The sequence below is a fragment of the Streptomyces achromogenes genome (assembly GCF_030816715.1).
GTDB classification, from domain to species: Bacteria; Actinomycetota; Actinomycetes; order Streptomycetales; family Streptomycetaceae; genus Streptomyces; species Streptomyces achromogenes_A.
In genome coordinates, this window is the sequence record NZ_JAUSYH010000001.1 from 4,803,411 (window position 1) to 4,830,307 (window position 26,897).

Sequence of the window (26,897 nt, forward strand, 5' to 3'; positions counted from 1 at the left end):
CGACGGCCGGGACCGCCGGAGCGCACGGCCGGCCGGACGACCTCCTTCGTTCCTGTCTTCCCTCTCTTCGAGCCCCGTGTGGAGCGTCCGAGATGAGCGAGAGCAGCACGACCCGTGTCGGTGACGATTCCGGCGCCCGGCGCCACCGCACCCCGAGGGAGCGGGCAGAGCGCGGCAGGGCCGCGCGGGCCGACGTACCGAGGTCCTCGCACGCCGAGTTCACGCCGCCGCCGAAACGCACCGACCCGGTGGACGTCATCGAGGCGCAGTCCGCGCAGCGGGTCCCCGAACTCGTCCCGATCCGCTACGGGCGGATGAGCGAGTCGCCGTTCCGCTTCTACCGGGGCGCCGCCGCCATCATGGCCGCGGACCTGGCGGAGACCCCGCGCACCGGCATCCGCGTCCAGCTGTGCGGCGACGCGCACATGCTCAACTTCCGGCTGCTGGCCTCTCCGGAACGCCGTCTGATGTTCGACATCAACGACTTCGACGAGACGCTGCCCGGCCCCTGGGAGTGGGACGTCAAGCGGCTGGCGGCCAGCCTCGTCATCGCGGGCCGGGCGAACGGCTTCAGCTCCAAGGAACGGGCGTCGGTGGTCCGGTCGGCCGTGCGGGCCTACCGGACACGGATGCGCGGCTTCGCCCAGATGGGCAACCTCGAGGTCTGGTACAGCCGCTTCGAGGCGGACGAACTGCAGGAGACGTACGCCCCGGAGCTCGGCGCCAAGAACCGCGAACGCTGGCGGCAGGCCAGGGAACGGGCCCGGCAGCACGACAACCTGCAGGTCGTCGAGAAACTCACGCAGGTGGTCGGCGGCCGGCGGCTGATCGCGAACGACCCGCCGCTCCTGGTCCGGCTGGCCGACCTGCTGCCGAGCGCCGAGAGCGACGTGATGGAGCGGGAGATCGGCAAGATCGTCAGTGGGTACGTCGGGTCCCTGCAGTCCGACCGCCGGTTCCTCCTCCAGGGCTACCGCGTCGCCGACATCGCCCGCAAGGTGGTCGGAGTGGGCAGTGTGGGCACCCGCTGCTGGATCGTGCTGCTGCTCGGCAAGGACGACGACGATCCGCTCTTCCTGCAGGCCAAGGAGGCCGACGAGTCCGTGCTCGCCCCCTACGCGGGCGCCGGCGACCACCGCACCCAGGGTGAGCGGGTCGTCGCCGGCCAGCGGCTGATGCAGGCGACCAGCGACATCTTCCTGGGCTGGGAACGCACCACCGGCCTCGACGGCCGTCGCCGCGACTTCTACGTTCGCCAGCTGCGGGACTGGAAGGGCATCGCCGTGCCGGAGAACATGTCGCCGAATCGGATGTCCCTCTTCGGCCGGCTCTGCGGAGCCACCCTGGCCCGCGCCCACGCCCGCTCCGGAGACCGTATAGCGATCGCCGCCTACCTGGGCTCCGGCGACGTCTTCGACCGCGCCCTGAGCACGTTCGCCGAGCTCTACGCCGACCAGAACGAATCCGACCACCGGGCCCTGCTCCACGCCGTCGCCACGGGCCGGGTCCGCGCCGAGTCGGCTTGAGACGCGCGGCCTGCGGAGGCCTGCGGCGGACTGCGGTGAATTGCACCCGGATACGTCAACTCCCGTGCGTCCAGGGCGAAAACAACGTGCCGAACCGTTGGCCAAAGCCGTACGCTCCCCCTGATTCACCGACTCAGGGGGAACACTCATGCGCGCAACCATGCGCCTCGCTCTGCTCGGCACCGGCGTCGCGCTGGTCGCCACCGCGACCGGTGCCACCGCCGCCCAGGCGACCGACGGCGGCGCGGGCGACATCAGGATCGACAAGGTCGTCGTCAACGGCGGCAAGCCGGTCGTGGTCGGCACCACCAGGGTGGTGTCCGCCAAGGTCTCCGTGACCGCGACGGACGACTCCGGCATCGCCAAGACCACGTACATCAGTGCCTTCGGCCCCACGCCGAACTTCGCGCAGGTGTGGGACGACGACATCACGTGCGTCAAGAAGAGCGCCACCACGTCGACGTGCACGGGCACGCTGACGTTCGACCCGACGGCGGCGACCGGCTTCGTCGGCAACAGCGCGGCGGGCACCTGGAAGCTCGGCACGCTGGTCTCCGCGAACGACTACGACTACATCCACCGGGACGCGGCCACCACGTTCCGGGTGCAGCGCGACACGCGGCTCACCACGAACGCCGCGCCCGAGCCCGTCAAGAAGGGCAGGACCATCACGGTCACCGGCGTGCTGTCCCGGGCCGACTGGGACACCAACAAGTACGCGGGCTACGCCAAGCAGAAGGTGACCCTGCAGTTCCGCAAGAAGAACTCCAGCACGTACACCAACGTCAAGACGGTGACGTCGTCCTCGACGGGCACCCTGAAGACGACGGTCAAGGCGTCCCAGGACGGCTACTTCCGCTACAGGTTCGCCGGCACGTCGACCGCCCCGGCCATCGCCGCCGCCGGCGACTACGTCGACGTCCGCTGACCCCTCCCCACCCAGCCCACACACAGGCCCCCCAAGCACCCGGGGGGCCTGCCGTGTGCGCGCTGCGTCTGCACCTGGCCGTCTTCGACGGCGCGTTCTGCAGGCCACGCCCTTCGCTGCCGCACTGCACCGCGGCGGGGCCGGACGGTCGGCTCCGACGGATTCCGGTGACGGCGACGAAGGCGACTCCACCACCGGCTGACGGGCCCGGCGATTCATTCGGTCAATTCCGGCTGCGAAGCGAGGAAATAGGCCACATGCCATCCCGGCTGTTTTCCGGGACACGATTCGACGGCAACATGGTCAGGCATTTGAACGACCCACTGTGCTGCCAAGTGAGATCGTCGGGGGTGCTGGTGAATCACGTGTGGCCGCCGTCCACCTTTCTCGGCCGGTTGCGCAATGCCACACGGGACGAGCTTCTGAGACAGGGCACGCCGATCACCTATCCGCCGCATCGGGCGCTGCTGCAACAGGGTGACGACAGCCGGCACGTCCTGCTGGTCACGAGTGGTGTCGTGAAGGTGGTCGCCAGCACGGAGAGCGGCTACGACATGCTGCTCGCCGTCCGTATAGCGGGTGACCTGGTCGGCGAAATGGCGGCCTTCGAGGAGCGCCCCAGGTCCGGCACGGTCGTGGCGTGCAGCGACGTGACGGCCCGCATCATCCAGGTGAGGGAGTTGGAGACCTTCCTCACCCACCACCCGGACGCCGTGCGGGCCATTCTCCACATGCTGTGCGCCCGGCTGCGCTGGGCCAACCGGCGTCGGATCGATTTCCAGGCCTACGACTCGCTGACCCGACTGGCCCGGGTCCTGGCCGAGTTGAGTCAGGCCTATGCCCAGCCCGTGCCGGACGGTGACGGCAAGCGGTGTGATCTTGGGGTGACACTCACGCAGAAGGAGCTCGCGTCGCTGGCCGGCCTCGCTCTCAACACGGCCGAAAAGAGTCTGGCCGCCCTGGCCGCCAAAGGCCTGGTGGAGCGCAGTTACCGAAACATAACCATCTGTGACGTTCCGAAACTGCTTGAATTCGCCAAAGTCGTGGCCGACAACCCGTATTGATACGGGATCACTCCACGCGAACGCTCCTAGCCTCTCGGGCAGCACTTCGTGGGCCCTGTCTGCCCACGCCCAGCTCAGAGAGGAATGATCCGGTGCTTGAGTGGTCCGGGTTCTGTCACTGCGCCTGTATAGCCGTGGACGCGCAGGCCTACGGCAGCAAGAACGACCGAAGTCAGTCCGAAATCCAGCATGACCTGCCACGATTGCTCGACCGAGCGGCCAGGGGCGCCGGCCTGGACCGTGCACAGTGGCAGATCCAGCGCAAAGGAGACGAACAGCTCGCGGTGCGTCCCCTGGACGGCACCGAGCCGCGGCTGGTCGACGACTACGTCCGCCATCTCGTCGCCGAGCTGCGCCGGTACAACGCCCAGCGCGTGCCCGAGGCCCGGATGCGTCTGCGGGCGGTGGTCCACCAGGGGCTGGTGGAGACTGCCGAAAACGGCTTCGCCGGGTCGGCCGTGGTGGCCACGGCACGACTGCTGGGCGCGGATCAGCTCTACGACGCCCTGGCCGCGCACCCCGATGCCGACCTCGTGCTGTTGCTGTCCGACGACGTCTTCCGGTCCACGGTGGCGGGCGGTCACACGACCCTGTCCACCGATGACTTCACCCACGTCACCGTCCGAGTGAAGGAGTACGAGGCACCCGCCTGGCTGAGCGTGCCCGCACTCGGCACGCCGACCGCCGCCCCGCGTACGCCCGGAAGAACGGAGGAGGGGTGGCCCGCCCCCGCTGTTCCGGCGTCGGGGCCGCCCGCAGGGGACCGGCACGGACCGGCCGCCGCGGACCCGGTCGCCGGCGGAACGGGGATCAGCAACGAGTACCGGGCCGAGAGCATCAACGTCACCAACGTGGCAGGCTCCGTGGACGCCCGAGGCGCCGTCTTCGGCTTCGGGAGCGCCGGTGGCTGACGCTTCGGACCCGGAGGAAGGGCCGGCCGTACCGCCCGTCCAGCAGGACGGCGCGGGTGGCGGCCCGCCCGAGGCCGTAGAGGAGGATCCCGGCCCGGATACCGGCAAGGACATGGCCGCCGGGCGGCGCAAGGAGCCGGACGAGCGGGAGGACGACGACCGGGGCTTCGACGAACTGCGCCGCGTCCACCAGCTCGTCAACAACAACTTCTACGGCGTCGTCGACGCCTCCGGAGCGGCATTCGGCTTCGGTGCGGCGTCGTCCCCCGGACTCGCCCCCGGCACCATCGAGCGGGAGGAGGTGGACCGGGCCCTGCGGTTCTACGTCCCGCCGCAGCCCTGCTTCGACGAGGCCCTCGGCAAGCTGCGCCAGGACGCTCTCGTCGTACTCACAGGCCAGGACAACAGCGGTCGGGGCACCGGGTCCCTCGCCCTGCTCAGAAGGATCCTGGGCGAGGACGTCGGGCCGCGCAGCCTCTCGCCGGCCAACGCCCTCGCCGACCTGGCCGCTTCCAAGGATCTCAAGCCGGGGCAGGGGTACGTCATCCTCGACTACGTCGGCGAACGGCGTCCCGAGGCCGTACAGGCGTACGACATCGGGCGGTTGAGCGAGGAGCTCAGCCGCAAGGGGTCTTTCCTTGTGATCACGGCGGGTGACACGGCCCGCCGCCGGCTGGCGCTGCGGGACCACTGCGTGTCCTGGCAGACTCCTGACCCCGGGGAACTGTTCGAGCACTGCGTGGAGCAGCTGCCGGACGCCGTCCTCGAGCCGGAAACCGAGAGGGAACTACGGGAGCGGGTCAGCGAACAGCGGCGGCCGGCGGACGTCGTCGCAGCGGCTGTGGCCCTGTCCCGGGACGGCGCGGAGAAGGCGCTGGACACCTTGCGGGACCGCTACCGGGAGCGGGTCCAGGAGTGGTTCCGGGAGCGACCCAGCGCTGAGGACCTGCTTCCGCTCGCTGCCCTGGCCTTCCTGGAGGGCATCCCGGAGCGGACGTTCGAGAAGGAGTGCGCGGCCCTCGCCACGCATGTGCGCAACTGGGAGCAGAGCGGCGAGACGCCGATCGCGGAGCCGGACGCATCGACCGCGGCGCCGTCGGCCGGTGCGGTGACCGGCCAGTCCCGCGCCCGATGGCGAGAACGGGCGGTGGGGCTGGTGACGACCGAGCACAGGCTCGGTCCGAGCCCCGGCGACGGGCGCAGTGAACGGTGTCTGGTCTTCACCTCACCCCGCATCCGCGAACTCGTCATCGCGGAGCTGCACGACCTGTACGGCTACGAACTCTGGTATCCGCTGCGCCAGTGGCTCGGCGAACTGGCCCTGCTGGGCGACCTGGACACCCGGACGGAGGTGGCCCGGGGCGTCGCGCTGCTGTCCCGGTACGCGCTCGTCGAGGTCGACGAAAGCCTGCTGACGGTGTGGTCCGAGGGTCTCACCAACCAGCGGGTGACCGCCGCGCTGACGCTCCAGTTCATGTGCGACGTCGAGCATCTCGCCCCACAGGCCCTGAGCACTGTCGTGAGCTGGGTGGACAACCGAGGCGCGGGGCGTGCGGTGACGGCGGCCATGGCGCTGACGGGTCGTCTGGGCTCGCTCTACCGCCTGGAAGCACTCAAATGGCTGTGGTTTTTGGCGTGCCGGGGCGAGCGGGTCGCGGTCTCGGCCCGCCACTCCCTGGTGCTGCTGCTGCAGACCGCGGAACGGGAGCCCGAACGTGCCCTGCTGATCCTCCGGTTCGTACGGACCGTGATCGTGAAGGCGCCGCCGGGTTCCCGGGAGCGGTCGATCGCGCTGAGGATCGCCGTCCAACTCCTGGAAACCACCCGGCTGGAAGGCGCCGAGCCGGCGATCGCGGCACTCCTGCGGAGCGTTCCGGACAGCGCCCGCCATCTCGCGTCGCTGTGGGCGGACGTCCTGCACAGCAGCAACCGCAGCCGGGCGGTGAGCGCGCTGTGCCGAACGCTGGTGCAGTTGCGCGACGACCCGTCTGTCACCGGCACCGTCCGCGAACTCGGCGAAGCCATGCGGAATGCCATGACCCCGAGGCAGTGGACCGCGCTGCGCCGGCACCTGTCTCTCGTCCTCCGGCACCCCGACTACGCGATGCCCGATGCCGGCCGCCTGGTCCAGGTGCTGCTCGGATCACTGCGCGGCCGGGCGTCGGCGGACTCCCGGTGCTCCACCGCGTCTCTTCCTTCCATCGTCCCCTTCCCTTCCGCTCAAGGAGGCCGAAGCAAGTGAACTACCCGGTCATAGCCGAGCACATCCTGGCCACGGTCCACGGCACCTGGTGGTCCCGGCGTCGCCGTCGCGACGGTGTGCCTCCGCTACCGCCCGGCGCGGTCCATGTCTTCCGGGTCGGCGGGAACTACCGCACTTTCTCCGAGGGCATGGTGTTCGACCCGTCCCACCCCGACGTGCTCGACGCCACCTCGGTGAGCCTGGTCGACACCCGAGCGCGCCTGGTCGATGTGGAGCGCACACTGCCGTCGGTGAGCGAGGCGGACAACTTCACCCTGCGGGCGTCCTTCACCTGCCAGGTGACCGACCCGACCGTCGTCGCCCGGCAGGGGGTCATCGACGTCACCGTTCCCCTGCGCGCCTACCTGATGGGCGACTGCGACCTGCCAAGGGTGAGCGCCGGACACCGCGTGGAGGAGATCAACGCGGTGCGCACCGAGGCCGGCCACCGCATGACCGCCTACAGCGCGATCGTGCCGCCGCGTGTCGCCGGTATGAGCATCGAGTTCGTCAGCGCCGAGGTGCACGCCTCGCAGGAGCTGCGGGACTGGGAGCAGAAACTCCGCGATGAGCGGCGTTCCTGGGAACTCCAGCGTGGACAGCGCGACTTCGAGACCCAGGACGCGCTCCGGATCGCGGAACTGCTCTCCCACGGTTCCGACCACGTGGACGCCTTCGGCATCGCCCGCAAGGAGATCGACGTCACCGAGGTGGCGTCCCGCATCCACCGGATCACCGAGGAGGAGTCGTCCCGCCGTCACAAGGCCGAGGCGGGGGAACGGACCCACACGCAGTCACTGGAGACCGCGGAGGCGCAGATACGCCGCGAGATGCTGTTGACGCTGCTGCGGCAGGCCGCCGGCAGCGACTACGTCGACTACCACCAGATGCTGGACCAGGTCCTGAGGGAGACGGGCGGTCATTCGGCACCTGGCATCGAGGCCGCCGCGGACCCTGCCCGCATGGTCGAGTCGGGACAGACACGCCCCGGCCGCGCGGCAGCGGCCCGGGACGGTTCGCGCGCCCCGGAGGGCGGTTTCGTCAAGGACGAGGACGATCTCGTTGACTGACATCCTGACGGACCGTACGACGGCCTCGGCCTCCGGCCCGGCGGATGGCCCGGGCACCGGCGACGCGGTTGTCCTCCCTACCGCGAACGGCCGGGCCACTGCCCGCACCACGGGCAGGGCAACCTCGGCCCGGGCCAACGGTGAAGAGGGCCGTGACCGCGCCGCCGGCCGCCTCGGCCTCGACGCCGCACGACGTCTGCGCACCCTGACCGGCGTCGACGAGGAGCTGCTGGCCAGGGTCAGATACGAGCGGAGCAAGTACACGGCCCTCGGCGGGGTCGTGCTCGGGACCTCTGTCATCGCGGGGTTCTCCATGTGGAACTTCGCGACGGAGGCGCTCGGCAGGGTCTCCGCCGCGGCCCTGGTGCCGACCGTCATCTGGATGTTGTTCGTGCTCAACCTCGACCGCTGGCTGGTCACTCCCCAGCCGAACGCGCGGCGACGGGTCGGACCCCTCCTCACGCGGCTGCTGATCGCTCTGATGCTCGGCGCGGTGATCGCGGAGCCTTTGGTGCTGCGCATCTTCCAGACGGCCGTCGAGCAGCATGTCGCGGACGAACGTACGCGTGTCGTCGACGAGCTGCGCACGAACCTGGTCCGCTGCAACCCCGTACCGTCCACGACGCGGACCGCCGTTCCGAAGGGCTGCGGCACGACGTACATCCTCTCCTTCGGCGCGACGCCCGGCGAGCAGGCCGAGGAACTGGCCGCCCTGCGCTCGGACGCCGCCACGCTGCAAAAGCGCGTGGACGTGGACACCACCAGACTGGAGGCCATCGACTCCGAGGTACGCGACGAGTGCCGCGTACTGATCCGCATGGCCTCCACCGGCCTGTACCAGCGGACGTCCGAGTGCCAGCGCCTGCGGGGCAAGGCGCGCGACTACCGGACCACCCATCACACCGGTGAGAACGAGAAGCGACTCGCCGGTATGCACAGTCGGATCTTGGGGATCGAGGCTGGACTGACCTCGTCACGCGCCGCGTTCCTCAAGACCCGGGCCGACGGCATCCAACGGCGGCTGGACGCTGAACGCGCCAAGCAGAAGGAGATCGGCGCCCTGGAACGGATCCGGGCACTCGACGAACTGGCGAGCGGGAACGCGGTTCTGTTCGTCGGTGTCTGGCTCGTCCGGCTGCTGTTCGTCCTGCTCGACGTGCTCCCCGTGCTGGTGAAGTACCTGAGCGGTGAGACCGCGTACGACCGGATGCTCACGGGCGAGAGCAACAGCGCGGTGAAGATCCACAGCGAGGAGGTCCGGCTCGCCGAGCGCCGGGCCACGGCGAACCTCGAGATAGGGCAGGACGCCATCGAACAGGAGGTCCGACGCCATCGTGTCGAGTCGGAGGCGGCGTTGCGGGAACACACGGCAACGATGAACATCCGGGTCCGACAGGCGGTCAACGCGCTGGAGGACGAGATCCGCCGCTCCTCGACGGTCTGACGTACCCGGCCGCACCAGGAACACAGCACCACGGCCGTCCCGCATCCCGGGGCGGCCGCCTGACACCGACGGAAAGGAGGGGGAGGCGTGACCACACCCGGAGGCGGCGCCGACACAGAGCCCGACAACCACGACGACACCGGCGCGACGCCCGACCGGGGCGCGGAACTCAGCAGGGTTCTGCTGTCCGAGGCCCGTGAGGAACTCGCGAGGGCCGACAACAAGGCCGGCCTCATTCTGGCGGTTCTGGGCGCGACACTGACCGCCCTGTTCGGTGCGATCGGCAGCGGCCTCATCGCCCCACGGCACTACCCGGTCGTCCCGCAACTCCTCCTCTGGGGGGGCTGCGCCGCCTGTGCGCCGGCCCTTGTCCTGCTGGGCCTGGCCGTGACACCACGGCTCGGAAGCCCCCACCACTCCCGAGGCCACTACTTCGGTGACGCGCGGCTGGCCGTGTCGCTCGCCCACCTGGAGCGCACGGTGCGCCGAACCGACCCCATGTCCCGTGACCTGAGCCAGCTGGCGATCCTGTCCCAGATCGTCTGGACCAAATACCGCTGTGTACGTCACGCACTGGCCTGGGGCACGGCGTTCTTCACACTCACGCTGGTGGGCATCGTGACGGGTATGTCGCTCTAGTTTCCCGATGTTTCCCGGTTCCTCCCTTCTGACTGTTGCCCATGGGCACAATGTGGACGGTCGAACCCGCTGGTTGACGCGGGATCCTGGGGAACCGAGGGGGAGTTCATGCCGTTCTTCATACCGATCGTGCTCATCGGCGTCGGTGTGGCGACCGGTGGCAGCGGGGTCGCTGTCGGCGGCAAGGGCGCCTACGACCTCAAGCGTTCGAATGCCCGGCGCAAGGAGACGGGCCAGGTCTACGAGCGACGCCTGGCCCAGGCCGAGGACGCACTGGCAGCGACGAACACCGCCCTCGAGACGCTGGGCGAGCAGCAGAGGCAGGCGCTGGTCGATGTCGTCCTGCGCATGGGCGACTTCCTGCGTCGCCACGAGCGGCAGGTGCGCGAGAGCGAGCGGTTGCTGGTCGAGGGTATCGACGCCACCATGACCAAGGTCCCCGGGCTCCGTGGTCTCGATGTCCACGCCATGGCCTGGATCGGCGGGGCTCTCGGCTCCGCGGCGGCAGGCGCGGGAGCGGGCGTAGGGATCACGGCGGCAGCGAGCAGCTTCGGAGTCGCGAGCACCGGCGCGGCGATCTCGGGTTTGGCGGGTGCCGCGGCCGAGAGTGCGACCCTCGCATTCCTGGGCGGTGGTTCGCTCGCATCGGGTGGCGGCGGGATGGCCCTGGGAGCCACGGTGCTCAACTTCGTCACCATCGGACCCGCGCTGCTCGTCGGTGGACTGCTCGTCAAGGGCCAAGGAACCAAGGCGCTCACCCGGGCCAGGGAGTTCGAGGCGAAGATCGCCGTCGCGATCGCTGAACTCGACGAGACCGGCGCCCGCCTGAAAGGCGTCGACGCCCGCGCTGCGGAACTGCGCGAGCTTCTCACGGACCTCACCTGCAGGGCGCTCGAGGCGCTGGACCTCCTCGAGTCCGAGCCGTTCGATCCGCCGAAGCACGCCACGCGCTTCCAGCGGGCCATGACACTGGTCATGGGGGTCCGCGACGTTGCGGCGACTCCGATCGTCGACACCGAAGGCGAGCTGGACGAGCGCAGCGCGAACCTCACCATCAGGTACCGACCCTTGATCGAGGAGACTCACGATGCCTGACCAGCCCAAGGTGCATGTCGGCAAGGTCTTCGAGGCGGCCAGGGGCCCCCTACGCGCGATGGACGGCTTCGCCGCCCTGAACCAGATCGTCGAGGCCGCCCGTGAGTGCATCCACGTCCATGAGGTCGAGAGCACCAAGAGAGCCCGGATCGAGGCCTACGAGGCCACGGAGGTCGCTCGGATCCGGGCCGCCGAAGCCATCCTCAGGGACTACTTCGCGCAGGCGTTCGCGGAACGACACCACCTCTACGAGGAGATGTTCGCCCGCCTTGACACGGCACTCGAGAATGGCGACGGCGAAGTGCTGCACACCGTCGTGCGTGGGATCGTCGACATCGCCAAGAGTTCTCCACTCGCGGACATCGGAGATCTCTCCCAGGTCCGCGCTGCGCTGGACGACCCGGACCAGATCTGGGACCTGTGACCGACGGCATCGCCGCACCCGGACCAGGGCTTCCGGCAACCCGACCGGATCGGTCCGTTCTGGGTCGGGTGGTGCGCCCGGCCCCCGCCCTCCGGCTGCCCGGCCGCCATCCGCGGTAGCTGCGTTCCGTTGTGCTGGCTGCAGTCACCAGATCACGAAAGCTGCCCGCCCATGTGCAGTGCGTCAAAGACCATCTCGTCGACGGCCGAGACCCGGTCCCGATCGGCGTAGCGGAACCACGCCATCTCGGCGATCTCCCTCGCCGGGGTCAGCCGACCGCGGTGATCGGCGCTGTAACAGATCATCCGGAAGGGTCCGTGCTCCGGATGATCTTCGCCGATCTCGAAAGTGCCGAAGTGAACCATGGAGCGGGGGTCGATCACCGCCCGTAGTTCTTCGTCGATCTCCCGCATCAGGGTCTCGCTGTCGGACTCGCCGGTCTCACGGTGACCGCCCGGGAAGTAGAAGCGACCTCTGCCGTGACTACGTGTCACCAACACACGGTCGCCTCGAACCAGAACCCACGCCACCTTCTCCGGCACACCGTCGCCACTCGCCATGGCCCGGGACCGTAGCGCAAGCCGCCGTCCGCGTCAGCACGGTCCTTGGCCCATGACCACAGCCCGGGACAAGACGCCCTCTCCGCGCCAAGCTCCTCACGGGCGGCCGACTGCTCCGCATGACCGGTGGGCGGCAGTGTGCCTGATGCTCACTCGCCGATCTGCGGCGCACCCTCGCCCCCGGGGCAGAACGGGAGCGGTACGGCGGCGGAGATCAAGTGATCGAGCGGCTCGCCGGGCACTCTGGGACGGCTGTGACGGAGGAGGTCCACGGAAGCAGATCTGGCCCGTCATCCAGACCGGGGCCGTCGCCATGGACGGTATCTTCGGCACCGATCCGCGGCGGCCGTAGCTGTCGTAGTCACGCAGTCGAGCACTCAGGAATCGATAGTCACGCAGTTAGACACGCAGCAACGCCAGAGGGCCCTTACCGATCCGGTAAGGGCCCTCTGAGCTGCAATTCACCTGTCGGGGTGGCGGGATTTGAACCCACGACCTCTTCGTCCCGAACGAAGCGCGCTGCCAAGCTGCGCTACACCCCGATGTCGCTGCTTGTCCTGCTTGTCGCGGCGACGTCGTTTACTTTAGCCCACCGGTGGCCGGAGACGAAATCCGGTTTTGGCGCGGTGGCTGATGGGGTTGGGGCGGGCGTGGTCGAGGGCCACGAGGAGGACCGCGAGGGCGTAGAAGGAGAGGCCGAGGAGCAGAGCGTTGGCCAGGGCGTGCCTGTAGCCGTGGGCCTCGGCGTCGAGGAACGGGTAGAGATAGCGGCCCGGTGTGCCGGGTGTGATCAGCTGGGCGCGGGCCAGGCAGAAGGCCAGGTAGAGGGTGGGGTACAGCATCCACGTCGCGGCCCGGCGCAGGCGCAGTCGGCCCGGTGCGGTCAGCAGGAGCCAGTCGAGGACGGCGGCCAGCGGAGTCACGGTGTGCAGGAGATGGACGGCGACCAGGTGCCAGCCGGTGGGGGCCGTCGTACCGGTCAGTGAGAAGGGGACGGTCGCGTCTGCCAGGAGCAGGTGGTAGACGAGACCGGTGATCATGACGTAGAGGAGGGCCGCGCCAGTCAGGGCGGCGGGAAGTGGGCGGCGGGCCGTCCATGCCCGGCGGGCGGACAGCAGCGTGACCAGGGCCAACAGGATGTTGCTCTGGATCGCGAAGTGGCTCAGCGCCCGCAGCGGGTTGCCCAGCAGAAACGCGAGGGTCACGCCCGCGGCCGCCGTGCCGGCCAGGAGCAGCCGGAGCGCGGCGGCCAGCGGGCGGCGGACGGGGGTCACCACCGCCGACGCTGGGACGGAGGAGAGCAGGAGTGCGTGGGTCCGCGGAATCGCAGGCAGATCCGGGAGGTCCCTGGGTATCGGCGCGGTCATGCCCTCACGCTAGGCAGACCGGACATATGGGGCGATACGGGTGGGCCGTTCGAGGGATGCCTTCGGACGCCGGAAGCGAGGAACCGAACCCGCCCGCTACTCCCGTTCCACCAACGTCAGCAGCGTCACCTCGGGCGGGCAGGCGAAGCGGACCGGGGTGTAGCGGCTCGCGCCGCAGCCCGCCGAGACGTGCAGGTAGGAGGTACGGCCCTCCGCCGTGTGCGTCGACAGCCCCTTGACGCGGTCCGTGTCCAGGTCGCAGTTGGTGACGAGGGCGCCGTAGAAGGGGATGCAGAGCTGGCCGCCGTGGGTGTGGCCGGCCAGGATCAGGGGGTAGCCGTCCGCCGCGAAGGGGTCCAGGACCCGCAGGTACGGCGCGTGCACCACGCCCATCGAGAAGTCGGACGACTCCGACGGACCGCCCGCCACCTGTGCGTAACGGTCGCGCTTGATGTGCGGGTCGTCCAGTCCCGTCAGCTCGATCGACGCGCCCTCGACCTTCAGTACGCCCCGGGTGTTCGTCAGGTTGAGCCAGCCCGCGGCGTCGAAGCCGTCGCGCAGGTCTTCCCACGGGTTGTGGACGACGTCCACCGCGGGCGCGTTGCCGTTCAGGCCGTGCCTGCCCTGGGCCTTCTCCAGCAGGTAGCGGGCGGGGTTGCGCAGCTTCGGGCCGTAGTAGTCGTTCGAGCCGAAGACGTACGCACCCGGAAACTCCATCAGGGGCCCCAGCGCGTCCAGCGTCTCCGGGATGCCCTCCGGGTCGGACAGGTTGTCGCCCGTGTTGATCACGAAGTCGGGGCGCAGTCCGGCCAGCGAGCGCAGCCAGCGCTGCTTCTTGCGCTGGCCGCCCACCATGTGGATGTCGGAGACCTGCAACACGCGCAAGGGGCGCATTCCGGCGGGGAGGACGGGGACGGTGACCCGTCGGAGGCGGAAGGAGCGGGGTTCGAAACCCGCCGCGTACACCAGGCCGGCGGCGCCGACCGCCGCAATGGACAGAGGTACTCCGTATCGCGCGCGCATACGTCCATCGTCTCAGACCGCACCACCCCTTCCGTCCGCACGTCCGCCGGATGAGGACGAGGATGAGGATGAGGACGAGGCGTGCGGTCGTCGGTTCTTGAAGGCTGTGGGATTTCCCGGTCTGTTGCCCCTCCCGCACCGCCCGTTAAATGACCGGGCGGTGCGCCGTCCACACCTGCGACAATCGGACCCATGACCACGCTCAAGTCGAAGCTGCAGGAAGACCTCAACGCCGCGATCAAGGAGCGCGACGAGCTCCGCTCCTCGACGCTCCGGCTGACGCTCACCGCGATCACCAAGGAAGAGGTCGCCGGTAAGGAGAAGCGCGAGCTCTCCGACGACGAGATCCTCAAGGTGATCACCAAGGAGGCGAAGAAGCGCCGGGAGGCGGCCGACGCCTTCGCGCAGGGCGGTCGTCCCGAGAGCGCCGAGCGGGAGAAGGCGGAGGGCGAGCTGCTCGCCGGCTACCTGCCCAAGCAGCTCAGCGACGACGAGCTGAACGACATCGTCGGGCAGGCCGTCGAGGAGGCGAAGGCGGCCGGCGCCGAGGGGCCGCGGGCCATGGGCGCCGTGATGAAGATCGTGAACCCGAAGGTGGCCGGTCTGGCCGAGGGCGGCCGCGTCGCCGCCGTCGTCAAGAAGCTTCTCGCGGGCTGACCGGACGGACGGGGCTGACCCTGCGGGCGCGCTGAAACAGAACGGTCCCTGACTCCCCTTACGGGAGTCAGGGACCGTTCGCACGTCTCCGGCGCAGCCGATTCAGCCGACGCAACGGGACCGACTCGTCCCAGCCGGTCCCGCCGGCTGAGTGGCCCGGCGGGACGTGTCAGCCGCGTCCGCCGCTGTTGTCGTTGCCGTTGCTCTGGCCCTGGAAGAAGCCGCCGTTCGTGTTTCCCCGGTTCGCGTTGCCGCCGTTGGTGTTCCCACCGTTGGTGAGCAGTCCGCTGAGGAAACCGGCGTCGTCCCCGTTGTCGTCGTTGTTGTCGCCGTTCCCGTTCCCGTTGTTGTCGCCGCGGTCCTTCTTCTCCGGGGGCTTCGGGATGAAGACCTTGTTGAACGGCGTGGCTTCCTTGCCCTCCAGTGCGCCGGTCATGGCGTCGCGCCAGATCGGGCCGGGGGTGTCGCCGCCGTAGACCTCGGGGTGCCAGACGCCGCCGATGCGGATGTTGGTCATCTCCACCTTCTGGGTGGCGCTGCCGACCCAGACGGCGCCCGACAGGTTCGGGGTGTATCCGACGAACCAGGCGTTCTTGCGGGAGTCCGTCGTACCCGTCTTACCGGCGTTGTCGCGACCGGACAGGCCGGCCTGCTTGCCCGTACCGGAGTCGACCACGCCGCTGAGCAGGGTGTTGACGGTGTCCGCGGTCTTCTCGCTCATCGCGCGCGAGCAGGTCGACTTCGGGACCTCCAGCGACTTCTTCGTGCCGCCCACGGTCTGGGTGATCGACTCGATGGCGACCGGCGTGCAGTACATGCCGCGGGAGGCGAAGGCGGCGTAGGCGCTCGCCATCGTCAGGGGGGAGAGGCCGGTGGAACCGAGGGTCATCGAGGAGGGGACCTCCGGGACCTTGGTGCCGTTGCCCTGGATCACGCCGAGCTTGTCGGTCATCTTCACCACAGGACACATGCCGATGTCGGCGAGCATCTGCACGAAGTAGGTGTTGACCGACAGCTCCATGGCTTTCTGCAGCTGGTACGGCCCCTTCTCGGACGCGCTCTCGTTCTCCAGGGTGTACTTCGGCCTGCCGTCGTTCGTCCACGGCTTGCTGCTGCACGTCTGGACGGTGTCCGGATACGGCATCTGGTACGGCGCCGAGTACTGCTGGTTCGCCGGGCGCCCCTCCTCCAGTGCGGCCGCGGCCACGAAGGGCTTGAAGGTCGAGCCGGTCGGGAAGCCGAAGTTCGAGCCGCCCATGGAGGCGTTGACCGAGTAGTTGTACTCGGTCTCGTTCTTGCCGTAGCCGTACGGCTTCGACTGGCCCATGCCGAGGATCTTGCCGGTGCCGGGCTCGACGAGGGTCGCGGCCCCGGCGACCTTGTCCGACTTGTAGACGTGGTCCTTGAGCGAGCTCTGGACGGACTTCTGGGCCTGCGGCTCGAGGGTCGTGCGGATCGTCAGACCGCCCTGGTTCCAGACCTTCGCCCGCTCCTCCTTGGTCTTGCCGAAGACCGGGTCGCTGAGGAACACGCGTTCCACGTACTTGCAGAAGAAGCTGGCGCCCTGGACGGCGGTGATGCAGCCGTTCTTCGGCTTCTTGACCTTCAGGCCCAGCGGCGCCTTCTGCGCGGTGGCCGCCTCGGCGTCGGAGATGTCGCCGACCTCGGCCATGCGCTTCAGCACGGTGTTGCGGCGCTTGGTGGCCTCGGCCTCGTCGTTGATCGGGTCGTAGCGGCTGGGCGACTGGACGATGCCGGCCAGCAGCGCGGCCTGGGGGAGCGTGAGGCTCTTGGCGTGCGTGGAGAAGTAGCGCTGGGAGGCCGCTTCGACGCCGTATGCCTGCTGGCCGAAGAACGTGATGTTCAGGTAGTTCTCGAGGATCTTCTTCTTGCTGAGCTCTTCCTCGAGCTGGATCGCGTACTTCAGCTCCTTGATCTTGCGCCCGATGGTCTGCTGTGTGGCCTGCGCGACCTTCGTCGGGTCGTCGCCCGCCTCCTCGACGGCGACGTTCTTCACGAGCTGCTGCGTGAGCGTGGAGGCGCCCTGGGACACCCCGCTGCTCTGCACGTTCTTGTTGAGCGCGCGCAGGACGCCCTTGAGGTCCACCGCGCCGTGCTCGTAGAAGCGCGAGTCCTCGATCGCGACGATCGCCTTCTGCATGTAGGGCGAGACGTTCTTCAGGTCGACCACCGTGCGGTCCCGTGAGTAGACGGTGGCGATCTGGCCGCCCTCGGAGTCGAGGATCGTGGTGCGCTGGCTCAGTGGCGGCGTCTTGAGATTGGCCGGGAGTTCGTCGAACGACTCCACCGATCCCTTGGCGGCCAGGCCCAGCGCGCCGAAGGCGGGCAGGGCGATGCCTGCCAGCACGGCTCCCGCGAGCACACTGACACCGAGGAACTTGGCGGCCTGCTGCGTTGGCGACAGACCACCGCCCGAGCGCTTCTTTGGCATGAGGGCAGCCTACGTTCTCATTCGCCGGACACGCGTCAATGCCTTGGCCTAAGCTGCTCGCAACTGTCACAGCAGCAGGGCTACGTATCAATACGTCCGGCGACCCCGAATCGTTCCGGAGGTTCCCCGACTTTTTTGGCGGGGGTGTGCCCGAATCCGCCTTGTGTGTCACCCCGGCGTCCGTTGTGACTCAACTGAACTGTCCCGTTGGTCGGGAAAGTCGCACATGTCGCGGGCTCACTCCCCCGGGTGATCTGCCGCTTACGCATAGTCCGTTCGGGCCATTCAAGATTGGGCCCGAAGGGGGTGTTGCGCTGTGCCCGCCTTCCGTAACGTCCTCAACTGGCGGCGGTGAATATGCCGCTGCCGCCGTGGGGGAGCCTCGATTCGGGAGAGGACGGCGCCGGTATGGGCTGGGTAACCGACTGGAGTGCGCAGGCCGCCTGCCGCACTACCGATCCGGATGAACTGTTCGTTCAGGGAGCAGCGCAGAACAGGGCCAAGGCGGTGTGCACCGGATGTCCGGTACGCACCGAATGCCTGGCTGACGCGCTCGACAACCGCGTCGAGTTCGGCGTGTGGGGAGGCATGACGGAGCGCGAGCGCCGGGCACTGCTGCGCAGGCGGCCGACGGTGACCTCCTGGCGCCGGCTCCTGGAGACCGCGCGTTCGGAGTACGAGCGTGAGGCGGGCATCCTGCCGCTCGACGACGACCAGATGTACGAGACCTTCGCGGCGGTGGGCTGAGGGGAACCCTCAGCTCAGGATCCGGCGGTCTCGGGCAGCTCCGGCCGGTCGGCCGCGAGGCGCTGTCCGATGTCGCGCAGGCCCGTGAGGTCGTGCACGTCGCCAGGGAGTGCGGCCACTTCGGCCACCGCCACCTCGGGGTGGAGCGCGGTGAAGCGGTCCCGCGTGCGTTGTTCGCGGGAGAGCAGGTGCATGCGTTCCGCATGCAGTCTGAGCAGGCCCGCGGTGAGGTCGTCCACGGTCCGGTCCGCGCGGTCCACGTCCGTGTCCGCGCCGGTGTGCGCGTCAGGGATCGCCGTCCGGTCCGTCCCGGTGGCCCCGGGGTGGTCCGTGCGCGCGTCCGAGTCCGTGGTCCGGGCCGCGTCGGTGGGGGCGTCGCGCTCCGGATCGGGTGCGGAGGATGCTGAACTGCCGTAGGAGTCGGGAGAGTTACGAACTCCAGCTTTCCCGCCGTCCTGATCCACAATGCCGGACTCTTCAAGATTTTCCGCAGCGCCGAGCGCCCGCTCGGCGGACAACTGGGCAGCACCGCTGCCGTGGACCCGGTTGAGCACCAGACCGGCCAGCGGCATGTTCTCGGCGGCCAGCCGCTCCACGAAGTACGCGGCCTCCCGCAGCGCGTCCCGCTCGGGAGCCGCCACCACCAGGAACGCCGTGCCGGGCGCCTGGAGCAGCTTGTACGTGGCGTCCGCGCGCGTGCGGAAGCCGCCGAACATCGAGTCCATCGCCGCGACGAACGTCTGCACGTCCTTCAGCAACTGGCCGCCGAGCAGCTTGCCGAGCGCGCCGGTCATCATCGACATCCCGACGTTCAGGAACTTCATCCCCGCGCGGCCGCCGACCTTCGCCGGCGCGAGCAGGACGCGGATCAGCTTGCCGTCCAGGAACGAGCCGAGGCGCTTCGGCGCGTCCAGGAAGTCCAGCGCCGAGCGGGACGGCGGGGTGTCGACGATGATCAGGTCCCACTCGTCCCGGGCCCGCAGCTGGCCCAGTTTCTCCATCGCCATGTACTCCTGCGTGCCCGCGAAGCCCGCCGAGAGCGACTGGTAGAACGGGTTGCCCAGGATCGCTGCGGCCCGGTCGCCGTCCGCGTGCGCTTCGACGATCTCGTCGAAGGTGCGCTTCATGTCGAGCATCATCGCGTGCAACTCGCCCTCGCCTTCCACGCCCTTGACGCGGCGGGGGGTGTTGTCGAGCGAGTCGATGCCCATGGACTGGGCGAGCCGCCGCGCCGGGTCGATGGTGAGGACGACCACCTTGCGGCCGCGCTCGGCCGCCCTGAGCCCCAGAGCGGCCGCGGTGGTCGTCTTGCCGACGCCGCCCGAGCCGCAGCAGACCACGATGCGCGTCGCCGGGTCGTCGAGCAGCGGATCGAGGTCGAGTACGGGCGCGGGGGTGAGACGGCGACGGGTGGTCCCCTCGTCGTGAGTCCGGTCCGCGCTCATGCGATCCCCTGCTTCCGCAGTTCGTTGGCGAGCTGGTAGAGGCCCGCGAGGTCCATGCCCTCGGCGAGCAAGGGCAGTTCGTGCAGCGGCAGATCCAGCTCGCCGAGGACCGCGCGCTGCTCGCGCTCCAGGGCGTACCGCTCGGCGTACTCCTCGGCCTGCCGCAGGAGCGGCTCCACCAGCCGTTCGGCGTGCCCGCCGCGCCGTGCCCCGCCGAGCCCGGCGGCGGACAACGACCGGGCGACCGAAGAACGCGTCACGGTCCGTGCGAGTTCCAGACCGTCCTCGTCCAGCACCTCCGGCCGCACCATGTTGACGATGATCCGCCCCACCGGCAGTTTCGCCGCCCGCAGCTCGGCGATGCCGTCCGCGGTCTCCTGGACGGGCATCTCCTCCAGCAGCGTGACCAGGTGCACGGCGGTCTGCTCCGACTTCAGGACCCTCATCACGGCCTGCGCCTGATTGTGTATCGGGCCGATCCTGGCCAGCCCGGCGACTTCGTCGTTGACGTTCAGGAAGCGGGTGACGCGACCGGTGGGCGGGGCGTCCATGACGACGTGGTCGTACACGAACCGTCCGCTCTTGTCCTTGCGCCGTACCGCCTCGCACGCCTTGCCGGTGAGGAGCACGTCCCTCAGGCCTGGCGCGATGGTGGTGGCGAAGTCGATCGCGCCCAGCTTCTTGAGGGCCCGCCCGGCGCCTCCCAGCTTGTAGAACATCTGGAGGTAGTCCAGAAGGGCCAGTTCGGGGTCTATGGCGAGGGCGTAGACCTCACCGCCCCCCGAGGCGACCGCGATCTTGCGTTCCTCATAGGGCAACGCCTGTGTCTCGAAGAGCTGTGCGATGCCCTGCCGGCCCTCCACCTCGACGAGAAGCGTCCGCTTCCCTGCCGTGGCGAGGGCCAGCGCGAGGGCCGCGGCGACCGTCGTCTTACCGGTCCCGCCCTTGCCGCTGACGACCTGGAGCCTGCTCACGTCTTCGAGCGTAACCAGTCGGCGCCCGAGGCAGTCGGGAGGCTGTGGACAACGGGGGCGGCAATCGGCCACATGGCCTGTGAAACAGGGCTCCGGGCATCAGCGGATACAGTCGCCCCCATGACCAAGTGGGAATACGCAACTGTGCCGCTGCTCGTCCACGCCACGAAGCAGATTCTGGACACCTGGGGCGAGGACGGCTGGGAACTCGTCCAGGTCGTGCCCGGCCCGAACAACCCGGAGCAGCTCGTCGCCTACCTGAAGCGGGCGAAGGCGTGAGCGCGGTCGAGGCGAGGCTCGCCGAGCTGGGCCTGAAGCTGCCGGCGGTCGTGCCGCCCCTCGCGGCCTACCAGCCCGCGGTGCAGTCCGGCCCGTACGTGTACACCGCCGGCCAGCTGCCCATGGTCGACGGCAAGCTGCCCGTCACCGGCAAGGTCGGCGCCGAGGTCACCCCCGAGGAGGCCAAGGAGCTGGCCCGCACCTGCGCGCTGAACGCCCTGGCCGCCGTAAAGTCGGTCACGGGTGACCTGGACCGCGTCGCGCGCGTGGTGAAGGTCGTCGGCTTCGTGGCCTCGGCCTCGGACTTCACCGGCCAGCCCGCCGTGCTCAACGGCGCGAGCGAGCTGCTGGGCGAGGTCTTCGGCGACAAGGGCGTGCACGCGCGCAGCGCGGTGGGCGTCGCGGTGCTGCCGCTGGACGCGCCGGTCGAGGTCGAGATCCAGGTGGAGCTCGCTCCTTAGGGCCTGCCCCGGCTGTCCGCCTGTCCGCCTGCTCCGCCTGTCCGCCTGCCGCGCCGGTCTGCCTGTCCGCCCGTGTCGCGGCACCGGGCAGGCGTCCCGTCGGAGCGCGTCGGAGCACGCTGACCTCGGGGAGCTCTCGAACATTCGCGCACCACGGGATAGCCTCGCGCCCATGGCGAATGGGCAGTGGTTTCCCCCGGACTGGCCGGAACGCATCCGCGCGCTGGCGGACGGCGACCTCACTCCGGTCGTCCCGAAACGCGCGGCCACCGTCATGCTCCTGAAGGACACCGACGCCGGCCCCGTGGTGCACATGCTGCGCCGACGCGCCTCCATGGCCTTCGCCGGAGGCGCGTACGCCTATCCCGGTGGCGGTGTCGACCCCCGCGACGACGACCGCCTCGTGCGCTGGGCGGGCCCCACGCGCTCGTGGTGGGCCGAACGGCTGGGAGTCGACGAGACGGGAGCGCAGGCGATCGTCTGCGCGGCCGTGCGCGAGACCTATGAGGAGGCCGGCGTCCTGCTCGCGGGGCCGACGTCCGACTCGGTCGTCGGCGACATCACGGGCGCCGACTGGGAGACGGACCGGGCCGCGGTGGCCGCCCGTGAGCTGTCCTTCGCCGAGTTCCTCGACCGCCGCGGCCTCGTCCTGCGGTCGGACCTGCTGGGCGCCTGGACGCGCTGGATCACCCCGGAGTTCGAGCCCCGCCGCTACGACACCTGGTTCTTCGTGGCCGCGCTGCCGGAGGGGCAGCGCACCCGCAACGCGTCCACGGAGGCCGACCGCACGGTGTGGATCCGCCCGGCGGACGCCGCGGCCTCCTACGACAAGGGCGAGCTGCTGATGATGCCGCCCACCATCGCCACCCTGCGCCGGCTCACGCCCTACGCCACGGCGGCGGAAGCGCTCGCCGCCGCCCCGGACCTCGACCTCACCCCCGTCCTGGCGCAGGCCCGGCTGGTGGAGGGCGAGGTCGTGCTCTCCTGGCCCGGGCACGACGAGTTCACCAAGCGGATCGGCGCCGAGGCCACGGGGAGGGGGCCCGCATGACGGCCCTCCGCACGGTCCCGCGCCCGGTCGTCCGTGCGACGGACGTCGCCGCGGCGGTCGTCCCCGCCACGGTCGCCCGCATGACGGTCGCCCGCACGGCGTTCGCCCCCACGGCGGCCGTCCGCACGACGGGCACGCGCATCACGGGCACGCGCGCGTCGTGCGGCCGGCCGCACGGGACGGGCATCCGCCGGCCGCACGGGAGCGTCCCGGCCGGAGACCGCCACGGCGGCTTTGCACCCGGCGCCATGGAAGGGGTCCCGGCATGACCGACGCAGCCGCCCTCCCCGGCCGGCCCCGCGGTGGAGCCCTCTCGGGCCCGGCCACCGCGCGCGCGGTCAACGTCCTCGCCCCGAACGCGTCCGCCATGACCCTGGACGGCACGAACACCTGGATCGTCTCCGAGCCCGACTCCGACCTGGCGGTCGTGATCGACCCGGGCCCGCTGGACGACGGCCATCTGCGCGCGGTCGTGGACACCGCCGAGCGGGCCGGCAAACGCGTCGCGCTGACCCTGTTGACGCACGGCCACCCCGACCACGCCGAGGGCGCCGCCCGCTTCGCCGGCCTGACCGGCACGAAGGTGCGGGCCCTGGACCCGGCGCTGCGGCTGGGCGAGGAGGGCCTGGGCGCCGGGGACGTGATCGCCGTGGGCGGTCTGGAGCTGCGGGTCGTCCCGACGCCCGGCCACACCGCCGACTCCCTGTGCTTCCATCTCCCGGCCGACCGGGCCGTCCTGACCGGCGACACCATCCTGGGCCGGGGCACGACCGTCGTGGCGCACCCCGACGGCCGCCTGGGCGACTATCTGGACTCCCTGCGGCGGTTGCGGTCCCTCACGGTCGACGACGGCGTCCACACGGTCCTGCCCGGCCACGGCCCGGTCCTGGAGGACGCCCAGGGCGCCGTCGAGTTCTACCTCGCCCATCGCGCCCACCGCCTCGCCCAGGTCGAGACCGCGGTCGAGAACGGCCGCAGCAGCCCCACCGAGGTCGTCGCCCACGTGTACGCCGACGTCGACCGCTCCCTGTGGCCGGCGGCGGAGCTGTCGGTACGGGCCCAGCTGGAGTACCTGACGGAGCACGGCCTCATCTGACCCGCATCTGCACGGAACCGGTCGGCATCCGCACGGAACTGGTCGGCATGCGCAAGGCATCGGTCGCGCACCCGCGGGACGGATCCGGTCGGACCCTCAGCTCGGTCGCCCTGGTCAGGCTGCCCGGTCGCCCCGGTCAGGCCTGCGCGTCCGGCCGGATCAGTCGGGTCTCGGGGCCTTCACGCCGTGCACGCGCGCGTACTCCCGCGCGAGCCAGGGGCCCAGGTCGTCGACGTAGGACGAGAGGACGGCACGGTCGCCCCGCGGCTCGTACCCGAGAACAGCCGCCGCCCGCAGCTGCTCCACGCGCCGCGGGTAGTAGGAGCCGAAGGCCTCCGCCATCTCGTGGAGATCGCTCGTCCAGCCGTTCCAGCGGGGCATGACGAGGGTGAAGGCGGTCCGTACGAGACGCCGGGACATGAACCGGACGAGAGACCGCTGGGCCTCCTCGGAGTCGGCCGTGGCGACGCGCTCGCGCCAGCGCGGCAGGAGCAGGGCGAGGTCGCCGTTGGTCTCGCGCGCGAGGAGGGAGTCGGGGCGGTAGCGGGGGAGGTGCTCCGCCAGGTCCTCGCCGAGCAGGGGAGTGCACAGGCAGGCCACGAACCACCCCAGGTCGTGGGTCTCCAGGTCGCTCAGCACGCGCGCGCGACCGACCAGGAGCGTCCCGCCGCCGTCGATCTGCGGGAACTCACTGTCGAGAGTCCCGTCGAGCGCACCGGCCGCCGCCCGGTCCCGGGCGGTCGGCTCCTCGCGCAGCACGACGAGCAGGTCGAGGTCGCTTCGCCCCACGCGCGCGGTGCCGCGCGGGATCGATCCGTAGAGGTACGCGCTGTGCAGCCGTGCCGCGAAGAGGTCGGTGAGGCCGTCCCGGGCAGCCGCGACGACGGGCCGGAAGGCCGGCGGCACGCGCGCGAGGGAGCCTTCGCGTGCGATGTACCCCTGGGCGTCGAGACCTCGGGAGGGAAGTGTTTCTGCCATGGGGCCACTGTGCTGCGCGGGGAGCCCCTCGGCCGATCATTTTTCGGGCTCGGGCTCGGGCGCGCGGCGGTGGGGCGCAGGCGGGGCGCGCGGAGCAGCCCGCCTCCTCGGGAAGAACAGCCCGCCCCCGCCGGAGGACGAGGCGGCACGCCGAGGGGCGTCGGCAGCGGCGGGGAGGGCGGGGCGGGCCTGGGGGCGGGTGGGCCCCCAGGGACGGGCACGGCGACCGGTGACCGGCGTCCCGCTCCGGGCGCGGCCGGCGGCTAGCGCGAGCGCTTGGCCAGTCGCTCGACGTCCAGCAGGATGACGGCCCGTGCCTCAAGGCGCAGCCACCCACGCTGGGCGAAGTCCGCCAGGGCCTTGTTCACGGTCTCGCGCGAGGCGCCGACGAGCTGCGCCAGCTCCTCCTGCGTGAGGTCGTGGACGACGTGGATGCCTTCCTCGGACTGCACGCCGAAGCGGCGCGAGAGGTCCAGCAGGGCGCGGGCCACACGGCCGGGAACGTCCGAGAACACCAGGTCGGACATGGCGTCGTTGGTCTTGCGCAGGCGGCGGGCCACGGCGCGCAGCAGCGCGGTGGCCACCTCCGGGCGGGCGTTCAGCCAGGGCTGGAGGTCGCCGTGGCCGAGGCCGAGCAGCTTCACCTCGGTGAGGGCGGTGGCCGTCGCCGTCCGCGGGCCCGGGTCGAAGAGCGACAGCTCGCCGATGAGCTCGCTGGGTCCCACCACGGCCAGCATGTTCTCCCGGCCGTCCGGGGAGGTGCGGTGGAGCTTGACCTTGCCCTCGGTGACGACATAGAGCCGGTCGCCCGGATCGCCCTCGTGGAACAGGGAGTCGCCGCGGGCCAGGGTCACCTCGCTCATGGAGGCGCGCAGTTCCGCGGCCTGCTCGTCGTCGAGTGCCGCGAAGAGCGGGTTGCGCCGCAGAACGTCGTCCACGAGTTCTCTCCTTGTCGACCTGCTCGGGGGATCTTGCTCCCCGTGTACCAGGGGACCGTGTTCCCCACTCTGCCGGAAGGTCCAAACAGTGTGATCTGTCACAAGGATGCCGCACACATGTCCTGAGGTAAGCGGCAGGGGTCCAATTGGGGGCTGATCTTCAGGGTCCGGGGCGGATGTCGGTCCCGGGCTTTAGGCTGGCCGAGTGTCCAAAACGCCGGTGAGAGCACAGGCCTAGGGGGCTGGGCGGGTGGTTGTACGTCGCGTTTCCGCTGTGGGCGAACAGAACTCTGGTGGTGGTAGGAAAACGGCAAAGGTGGCAAACGAGATGCCTGGTGAGAAAGCCGTGGAAACGACCGGCGGAGCAGCCGCCGAGAAGGCTCCGGAGCAGCAGAGCGGCAGCGGGAGCGCCGCGGACGGGGCCGCTCCGGCGAAGAAGGCGGCGGCCCGGAAACCGCCGGTGAAGAGGTCCCCGGCCAAGGGAACCGCCGCCGGTGAGGCCCCGGCCAAGAAGGCTTCAGCCAGGAAAGCTCCGGCCAAGAAGGCACCGGCCAAGAAGGCACCGGCCAAGAAGGCACCGGCGAAGAAGGCACCGGCCGAGCGGGTTGCCGCCGGGAAGGCCGCCACGGCCGCGAAGGCCGTCGTCAGGAAGCCCCAGTCCCGCACCGCCCTCGTCCGCCGTGCCCGCCGTATCGACCGCGAGCTCGCGGAGATCTACCCCTACGCGCACCCCGAGCTGGACTTCGTCGATCCCTTCCAGCTGATCGTCGCCACGGTCCTGTCCGCGCAGACCACCGACCTCCGGGTGAACCAGACGACTCCCGGTCTCTTCGCCAAGTACCCCACCCCGGAGGACCTGGCCGCCGCCGACCCGGAGGAGGTGGAGGAGATCCTCCGCCCCACCGGTTTCTTCCGCGCCAAGACCAAGTCGGTGATAGGCCTCTCCAAGGCCCTCGTGGAGGAGTTCGGCGGCGAGGTCCCCGGCCGGCTCGAGGACCTGGTGAAACTGCCCGGCGTCGGCCGCAAGACCGCCTTCGTGGTGTTGGGCAACGCGTTCGGCAGGCCCGGGATCACCGTGGACACGCACTTCCAGCGGCTCGTACGGCGCTGGCAGTGGACCGAGCAGACGGAGCCCGACAAGATCGAGGCCGAGATAGCGACGCTGTTCCCCAAGAGCGAGTGGACGATGCTCTCGCACCACGTGATCTTCCACGGCCGCCGCATCTGTCACGCCCGCAAGCCCGCCTGCGGCGCCTGCCCCCTCGCCCCCCTCTGCCCGGCGTACGGAGAGGGGGAGACGGACCCGGAGAAGGCGAAGAAGCTCCTGAAGTACGAGAAGGGCGGTTTCCCCGGCCAGCGTCTGAACCCGCCCCAGTCCTACCTGGACGCGGGCGGCAGGCCGGCCCCGCCGCTGGGGGCCGGATGAGGCGACGGCCGACGGTCGCAGGGCCCGCTGTGGCGGTCGAGGCGGGCCCCGGGCGGCGCTCGGTACCTACGGCGGTCGGGGAGCGGGACGAACGGCGCTC

The 26,897-nt window shown here is 70.2% G+C and carries 26 protein-coding genes, 1 tRNA gene and 1 pseudogene; 19 read left to right on the forward strand and 9 right to left on the reverse strand.

From position 1 onward, the window contains the following. Positions 1–92: 92 nt before the first annotated feature. From QF032_RS21630 to QF032_RS21675, 10 genes are all read left to right on the forward strand, one after another. Complete coding sequence (locus QF032_RS21630) at positions 93–1,526, forward strand: DUF2252 domain-containing protein (RefSeq protein ID WP_307057121.1); 1,434 nt, start codon at positions 93–95, stop codon at positions 1,524–1,526. Positions 1,527–1,674: 148 nt separating this feature from the next. After that, positions 1,675–2,454 carry a calcium-binding protein gene (locus tag QF032_RS21635; protein WP_307057124.1) on the forward strand — a complete coding sequence of 260 codons (780 nt, stop codon included), beginning with the start codon at positions 1,675–1,677 and terminating at the stop codon, positions 2,452–2,454. A 257-nt stretch (positions 2,455–2,711) separates the two neighbouring features. Beyond that, positions 2,712–3,518, forward strand: a complete 807-nt coding sequence (locus QF032_RS21640) for a Crp/Fnr family transcriptional regulator (RefSeq protein ID WP_307044875.1) — start codon at positions 2,712–2,714, stop codon at positions 3,516–3,518. Positions 3,519–3,610: 92 nt separating this feature from the next. Continuing rightward, a complete protein-coding gene (locus tag QF032_RS21645; protein ID WP_307057126.1) occupies positions 3,611–4,429 on the forward strand; it encodes a hypothetical protein in 819 nt (272 codons plus the stop codon). Then, the gene (locus tag QF032_RS21650) at positions 4,422–6,671 is read left to right on the forward strand and encodes a hypothetical protein (RefSeq protein WP_307044879.1); all 2,250 of its coding nucleotides are present in this window, start codon (positions 4,422–4,424) and stop codon (positions 6,669–6,671) included. The genes QF032_RS21645 and QF032_RS21650 overlap by 8 nt, the downstream gene beginning before the upstream one ends. Then, positions 6,668–7,741 (forward strand): hypothetical protein, encoded by a 1,074-nt coding sequence (locus tag QF032_RS21655; RefSeq protein WP_307044881.1) that lies wholly within the window; start codon positions 6,668–6,670, stop codon positions 7,739–7,741. Before QF032_RS21650 ends, QF032_RS21655 begins: the two co-directional genes overlap by 4 nt. Next, a complete protein-coding gene (locus QF032_RS21660; RefSeq protein ID WP_307044882.1) occupies positions 7,734–9,185 on the forward strand; it encodes a DUF4407 domain-containing protein in 1,452 nt (483 codons plus the stop codon). Before QF032_RS21655 ends, QF032_RS21660 begins: the two co-directional genes overlap by 8 nt. Before the next feature lie 87 nt (positions 9,186–9,272). Continuing rightward, complete coding sequence (locus QF032_RS21665) at positions 9,273–9,824, forward strand: Pycsar system effector family protein (protein WP_307057128.1); 552 nt, start codon at positions 9,273–9,275, stop codon at positions 9,822–9,824. 108 nt (positions 9,825–9,932) lie between these two features. Next, a complete protein-coding gene (locus QF032_RS21670) occupies positions 9,933–10,919 on the forward strand; it encodes a hypothetical protein (RefSeq protein ID WP_307057130.1) in 987 nt (328 codons plus the stop codon). Beyond that, positions 10,912–11,343: a hypothetical protein gene (locus QF032_RS21675; protein ID WP_307044886.1), complete on the forward strand. Its 432-nt coding sequence runs from the start codon at positions 10,912–10,914 to the stop codon at positions 11,341–11,343. The genes QF032_RS21670 and QF032_RS21675 overlap by 8 nt, the downstream gene beginning before the upstream one ends. Before the next feature lie 152 nt (positions 11,344–11,495). Here QF032_RS21675 and QF032_RS21680 read toward each other — a convergent pair whose 3' ends face one another. Further along, positions 11,496–11,903: an NUDIX hydrolase gene (locus tag QF032_RS21680; RefSeq protein WP_307057131.1), complete on the reverse strand. Its 408-nt coding sequence runs from the start codon at positions 11,901–11,903 to the stop codon at positions 11,496–11,498. Positions 11,904–12,124: 221 nt separating this feature from the next. On the opposite strand from QF032_RS21680, the pseudogene QF032_RS21685 reads away from it, so the two are divergent. Next, a pseudogene (locus tag QF032_RS21685) lies at positions 12,125–12,255 on the forward strand (site-specific integrase); the annotation flags it as partial. A 116-nt stretch (positions 12,256–12,371) separates the two neighbouring features. On the opposite strand, the gene QF032_RS21690 reads toward QF032_RS21685, so the two are convergent. The 3 genes from QF032_RS21690 to QF032_RS21700 all read right to left on the reverse strand — a co-directional run bounded on the left by QF032_RS21690 (position 12,372) and on the right by QF032_RS21700 (position 14,293). Beyond that, a tRNA-Pro gene (locus tag QF032_RS21690) sits at positions 12,372–12,445 on the reverse strand. Between the two features lie 42 nt (positions 12,446–12,487). Further along, on the reverse strand, positions 12,488–13,270 hold the full coding sequence (locus tag QF032_RS21695) for a Pr6Pr family membrane protein (RefSeq protein ID WP_307057133.1): 783 nt from the start codon (positions 13,268–13,270) through the stop codon (positions 12,488–12,490). Between the two features lie 96 nt (positions 13,271–13,366). After that, complete coding sequence (locus tag QF032_RS21700; protein WP_306950206.1) at positions 13,367–14,293, reverse strand: metallophosphoesterase; 927 nt, start codon at positions 14,291–14,293, stop codon at positions 13,367–13,369. Positions 14,294–14,485: 192 nt separating this feature from the next. Between QF032_RS21700 and QF032_RS21705 the strand changes: the two genes are divergently transcribed. Continuing rightward, the gene (locus QF032_RS21705) at positions 14,486–14,950 is read left to right on the forward strand and encodes a GatB/YqeY domain-containing protein (protein ID WP_307057135.1); all 465 of its coding nucleotides are present in this window, start codon (positions 14,486–14,488) and stop codon (positions 14,948–14,950) included. A gap of 169 nt (positions 14,951–15,119) precedes the next feature. Here the strand turns inward: QF032_RS21705 and QF032_RS21710 are convergent, their stop codons facing one another. Then, positions 15,120–17,402: a transglycosylase domain-containing protein gene (locus QF032_RS21710; RefSeq protein ID WP_307057136.1), complete on the reverse strand. Its 2,283-nt coding sequence runs from the start codon at positions 17,400–17,402 to the stop codon at positions 15,120–15,122. Positions 17,403–17,810: 408 nt separating this feature from the next. Here QF032_RS21710 and QF032_RS21715 point away from each other — a divergent pair, with 408 nt between their 5' ends. Next, positions 17,811–18,149 carry a WhiB family transcriptional regulator gene (locus QF032_RS21715; RefSeq protein WP_307050234.1) on the forward strand — a complete coding sequence of 113 codons (339 nt, stop codon included), beginning with the start codon at positions 17,811–17,813 and terminating at the stop codon, positions 18,147–18,149. 14 nt (positions 18,150–18,163) lie between these two features. Here the strand turns inward: QF032_RS21715 and QF032_RS21720 are convergent, their stop codons facing one another. Next, positions 18,164–19,594, reverse strand: a complete 1,431-nt coding sequence (locus QF032_RS21720) for an ArsA family ATPase (protein ID WP_307057138.1) — start codon at positions 19,592–19,594, stop codon at positions 18,164–18,166. Further along, positions 19,591–20,568, reverse strand: a complete 978-nt coding sequence (locus tag QF032_RS21725; protein WP_307057140.1) for an ArsA-related P-loop ATPase — start codon at positions 20,566–20,568, stop codon at positions 19,591–19,593. Before QF032_RS21725 ends, QF032_RS21720 begins: the two co-directional genes overlap by 4 nt. A 120-nt stretch (positions 20,569–20,688) precedes the next feature. Between QF032_RS21725 and QF032_RS21730 the strand changes: the two genes are divergently transcribed. From QF032_RS21730 to QF032_RS21750, 5 genes are all read left to right on the forward strand, one after another. After that, entirely contained in the window at positions 20,689–20,847 is a 159-nt protein-coding gene (locus tag QF032_RS21730) for a DUF4177 domain-containing protein (RefSeq protein WP_020129281.1), read from the forward strand. After that, positions 20,844–21,308 carry a RidA family protein gene (locus QF032_RS21735; RefSeq protein WP_306950201.1) on the forward strand — a complete coding sequence of 155 codons (465 nt, stop codon included), beginning with the start codon at positions 20,844–20,846 and terminating at the stop codon, positions 21,306–21,308. Before QF032_RS21730 ends, QF032_RS21735 begins: the two co-directional genes overlap by 4 nt. Positions 21,309–21,480: 172 nt before the next feature. After that, on the forward strand, positions 21,481–22,359 hold the full coding sequence (locus QF032_RS21740) for an NUDIX hydrolase (protein WP_307057142.1): 879 nt from the start codon (positions 21,481–21,483) through the stop codon (positions 22,357–22,359). Beyond that, positions 22,356–22,628 carry a hypothetical protein gene (locus QF032_RS21745; protein WP_307057144.1) on the forward strand — a complete coding sequence of 91 codons (273 nt, stop codon included), beginning with the start codon at positions 22,356–22,358 and terminating at the stop codon, positions 22,626–22,628. Before QF032_RS21740 ends, QF032_RS21745 begins: the two co-directional genes overlap by 4 nt. Next, positions 22,625–23,455: an MBL fold metallo-hydrolase gene (locus QF032_RS21750; protein WP_307057146.1), complete on the forward strand. Its 831-nt coding sequence runs from the start codon at positions 22,625–22,627 to the stop codon at positions 23,453–23,455. The genes QF032_RS21745 and QF032_RS21750 overlap by 4 nt, the downstream gene beginning before the upstream one ends. Positions 23,456–23,614: 159 nt before the next feature. Here the strand turns inward: QF032_RS21750 and QF032_RS21755 are convergent, their stop codons facing one another. Continuing rightward, a complete protein-coding gene (locus tag QF032_RS21755) occupies positions 23,615–24,433 on the reverse strand; it encodes a nucleotidyltransferase domain-containing protein (protein ID WP_307044938.1) in 819 nt (272 codons plus the stop codon). A gap of 263 nt (positions 24,434–24,696) precedes the next feature. Further along, positions 24,697–25,371 (reverse strand): Crp/Fnr family transcriptional regulator, encoded by a 675-nt coding sequence (locus QF032_RS21760; protein WP_020129286.1) that lies wholly within the window; start codon positions 25,369–25,371, stop codon positions 24,697–24,699. A gap of 328 nt (positions 25,372–25,699) precedes the next feature. Here QF032_RS21760 and nth point away from each other — a divergent pair, with 328 nt between their 5' ends. Then, positions 25,700–26,797: an endonuclease III gene (nth, locus tag QF032_RS21765; protein ID WP_307057149.1), complete on the forward strand. Its 1,098-nt coding sequence runs from the start codon at positions 25,700–25,702 to the stop codon at positions 26,795–26,797. Positions 26,798–26,897: the final 100 nt, after the last annotated feature.

What these genes read in the sequence shown, in the direction of transcription:
- QF032_RS21630 (WP_307057121.1), top strand. Translation starts at nt 93, where the DNA reads ATGAGCGAGAGCAGCACGACCCGTGTCGGTGACGATTCCGGCGCCCGG.
- QF032_RS21635 (WP_307057124.1), top strand. Translation starts at nt 1,675, where the DNA reads ATGCGCGCAACCATGCGCCTCGCTCTGCTCGGCACCGGCGTCGCGCTG.
- QF032_RS21640 (WP_307044875.1), top strand. Translation starts at nt 2,712, where the DNA reads ATGCCATCCCGGCTGTTTTCCGGGACACGATTCGACGGCAACATGGTC.
- QF032_RS21670 (WP_307057130.1), top strand. Translation starts at nt 9,933, where the DNA reads ATGCCGTTCTTCATACCGATCGTGCTCATCGGCGTCGGTGTGGCGACC.
- QF032_RS21675 (WP_307044886.1), top strand. Translation starts at nt 10,912, where the DNA reads ATGCCTGACCAGCCCAAGGTGCATGTCGGCAAGGTCTTCGAGGCGGCC.
- QF032_RS21680 (WP_307057131.1), bottom strand. Translation starts at nt 11,903, where the DNA reads ATGGCGAGTGGCGACGGTGTGCCGGAGAAGGTGGCGTGGGTTCTGGTT.
- QF032_RS21695 (WP_307057133.1), bottom strand. Translation starts at nt 13,270, where the DNA reads ATGACCGCGCCGATACCCAGGGACCTCCCGGATCTGCCTGCGATTCCG.
- QF032_RS21700 (WP_306950206.1), bottom strand. Translation starts at nt 14,293, where the DNA reads ATGCGCGCGCGATACGGAGTACCTCTGTCCATTGCGGCGGTCGGCGCC.
- QF032_RS21705 (WP_307057135.1), top strand. Translation starts at nt 14,486, where the DNA reads ATGACCACGCTCAAGTCGAAGCTGCAGGAAGACCTCAACGCCGCGATC.
- QF032_RS21710 (WP_307057136.1), bottom strand. Translation starts at nt 17,402, where the DNA reads ATGCCAAAGAAGCGCTCGGGCGGTGGTCTGTCGCCAACGCAGCAGGCC.
- QF032_RS21715 (WP_307050234.1), top strand. Translation starts at nt 17,811, where the DNA reads ATGGGCTGGGTAACCGACTGGAGTGCGCAGGCCGCCTGCCGCACTACC.
- QF032_RS21720 (WP_307057138.1), bottom strand. Translation starts at nt 19,594, where the DNA reads ATGAGCGCGGACCGGACTCACGACGAGGGGACCACCCGTCGCCGTCTC.
- QF032_RS21730 (WP_020129281.1), top strand. Translation starts at nt 20,689, where the DNA reads ATGACCAAGTGGGAATACGCAACTGTGCCGCTGCTCGTCCACGCCACG.
- QF032_RS21740 (WP_307057142.1), top strand. Translation starts at nt 21,481, where the DNA reads ATGGCGAATGGGCAGTGGTTTCCCCCGGACTGGCCGGAACGCATCCGC.
- QF032_RS21745 (WP_307057144.1), top strand. Translation starts at nt 22,356, where the DNA reads ATGACGGCCCTCCGCACGGTCCCGCGCCCGGTCGTCCGTGCGACGGAC.
- QF032_RS21750 (WP_307057146.1), top strand. Translation starts at nt 22,625, where the DNA reads ATGACCGACGCAGCCGCCCTCCCCGGCCGGCCCCGCGGTGGAGCCCTC.
- QF032_RS21755 (WP_307044938.1), bottom strand. Translation starts at nt 24,433, where the DNA reads ATGGCAGAAACACTTCCCTCCCGAGGTCTCGACGCCCAGGGGTACATC.
- nth (WP_307057149.1), top strand. Translation starts at nt 25,700, where the DNA reads ATGCCTGGTGAGAAAGCCGTGGAAACGACCGGCGGAGCAGCCGCCGAG.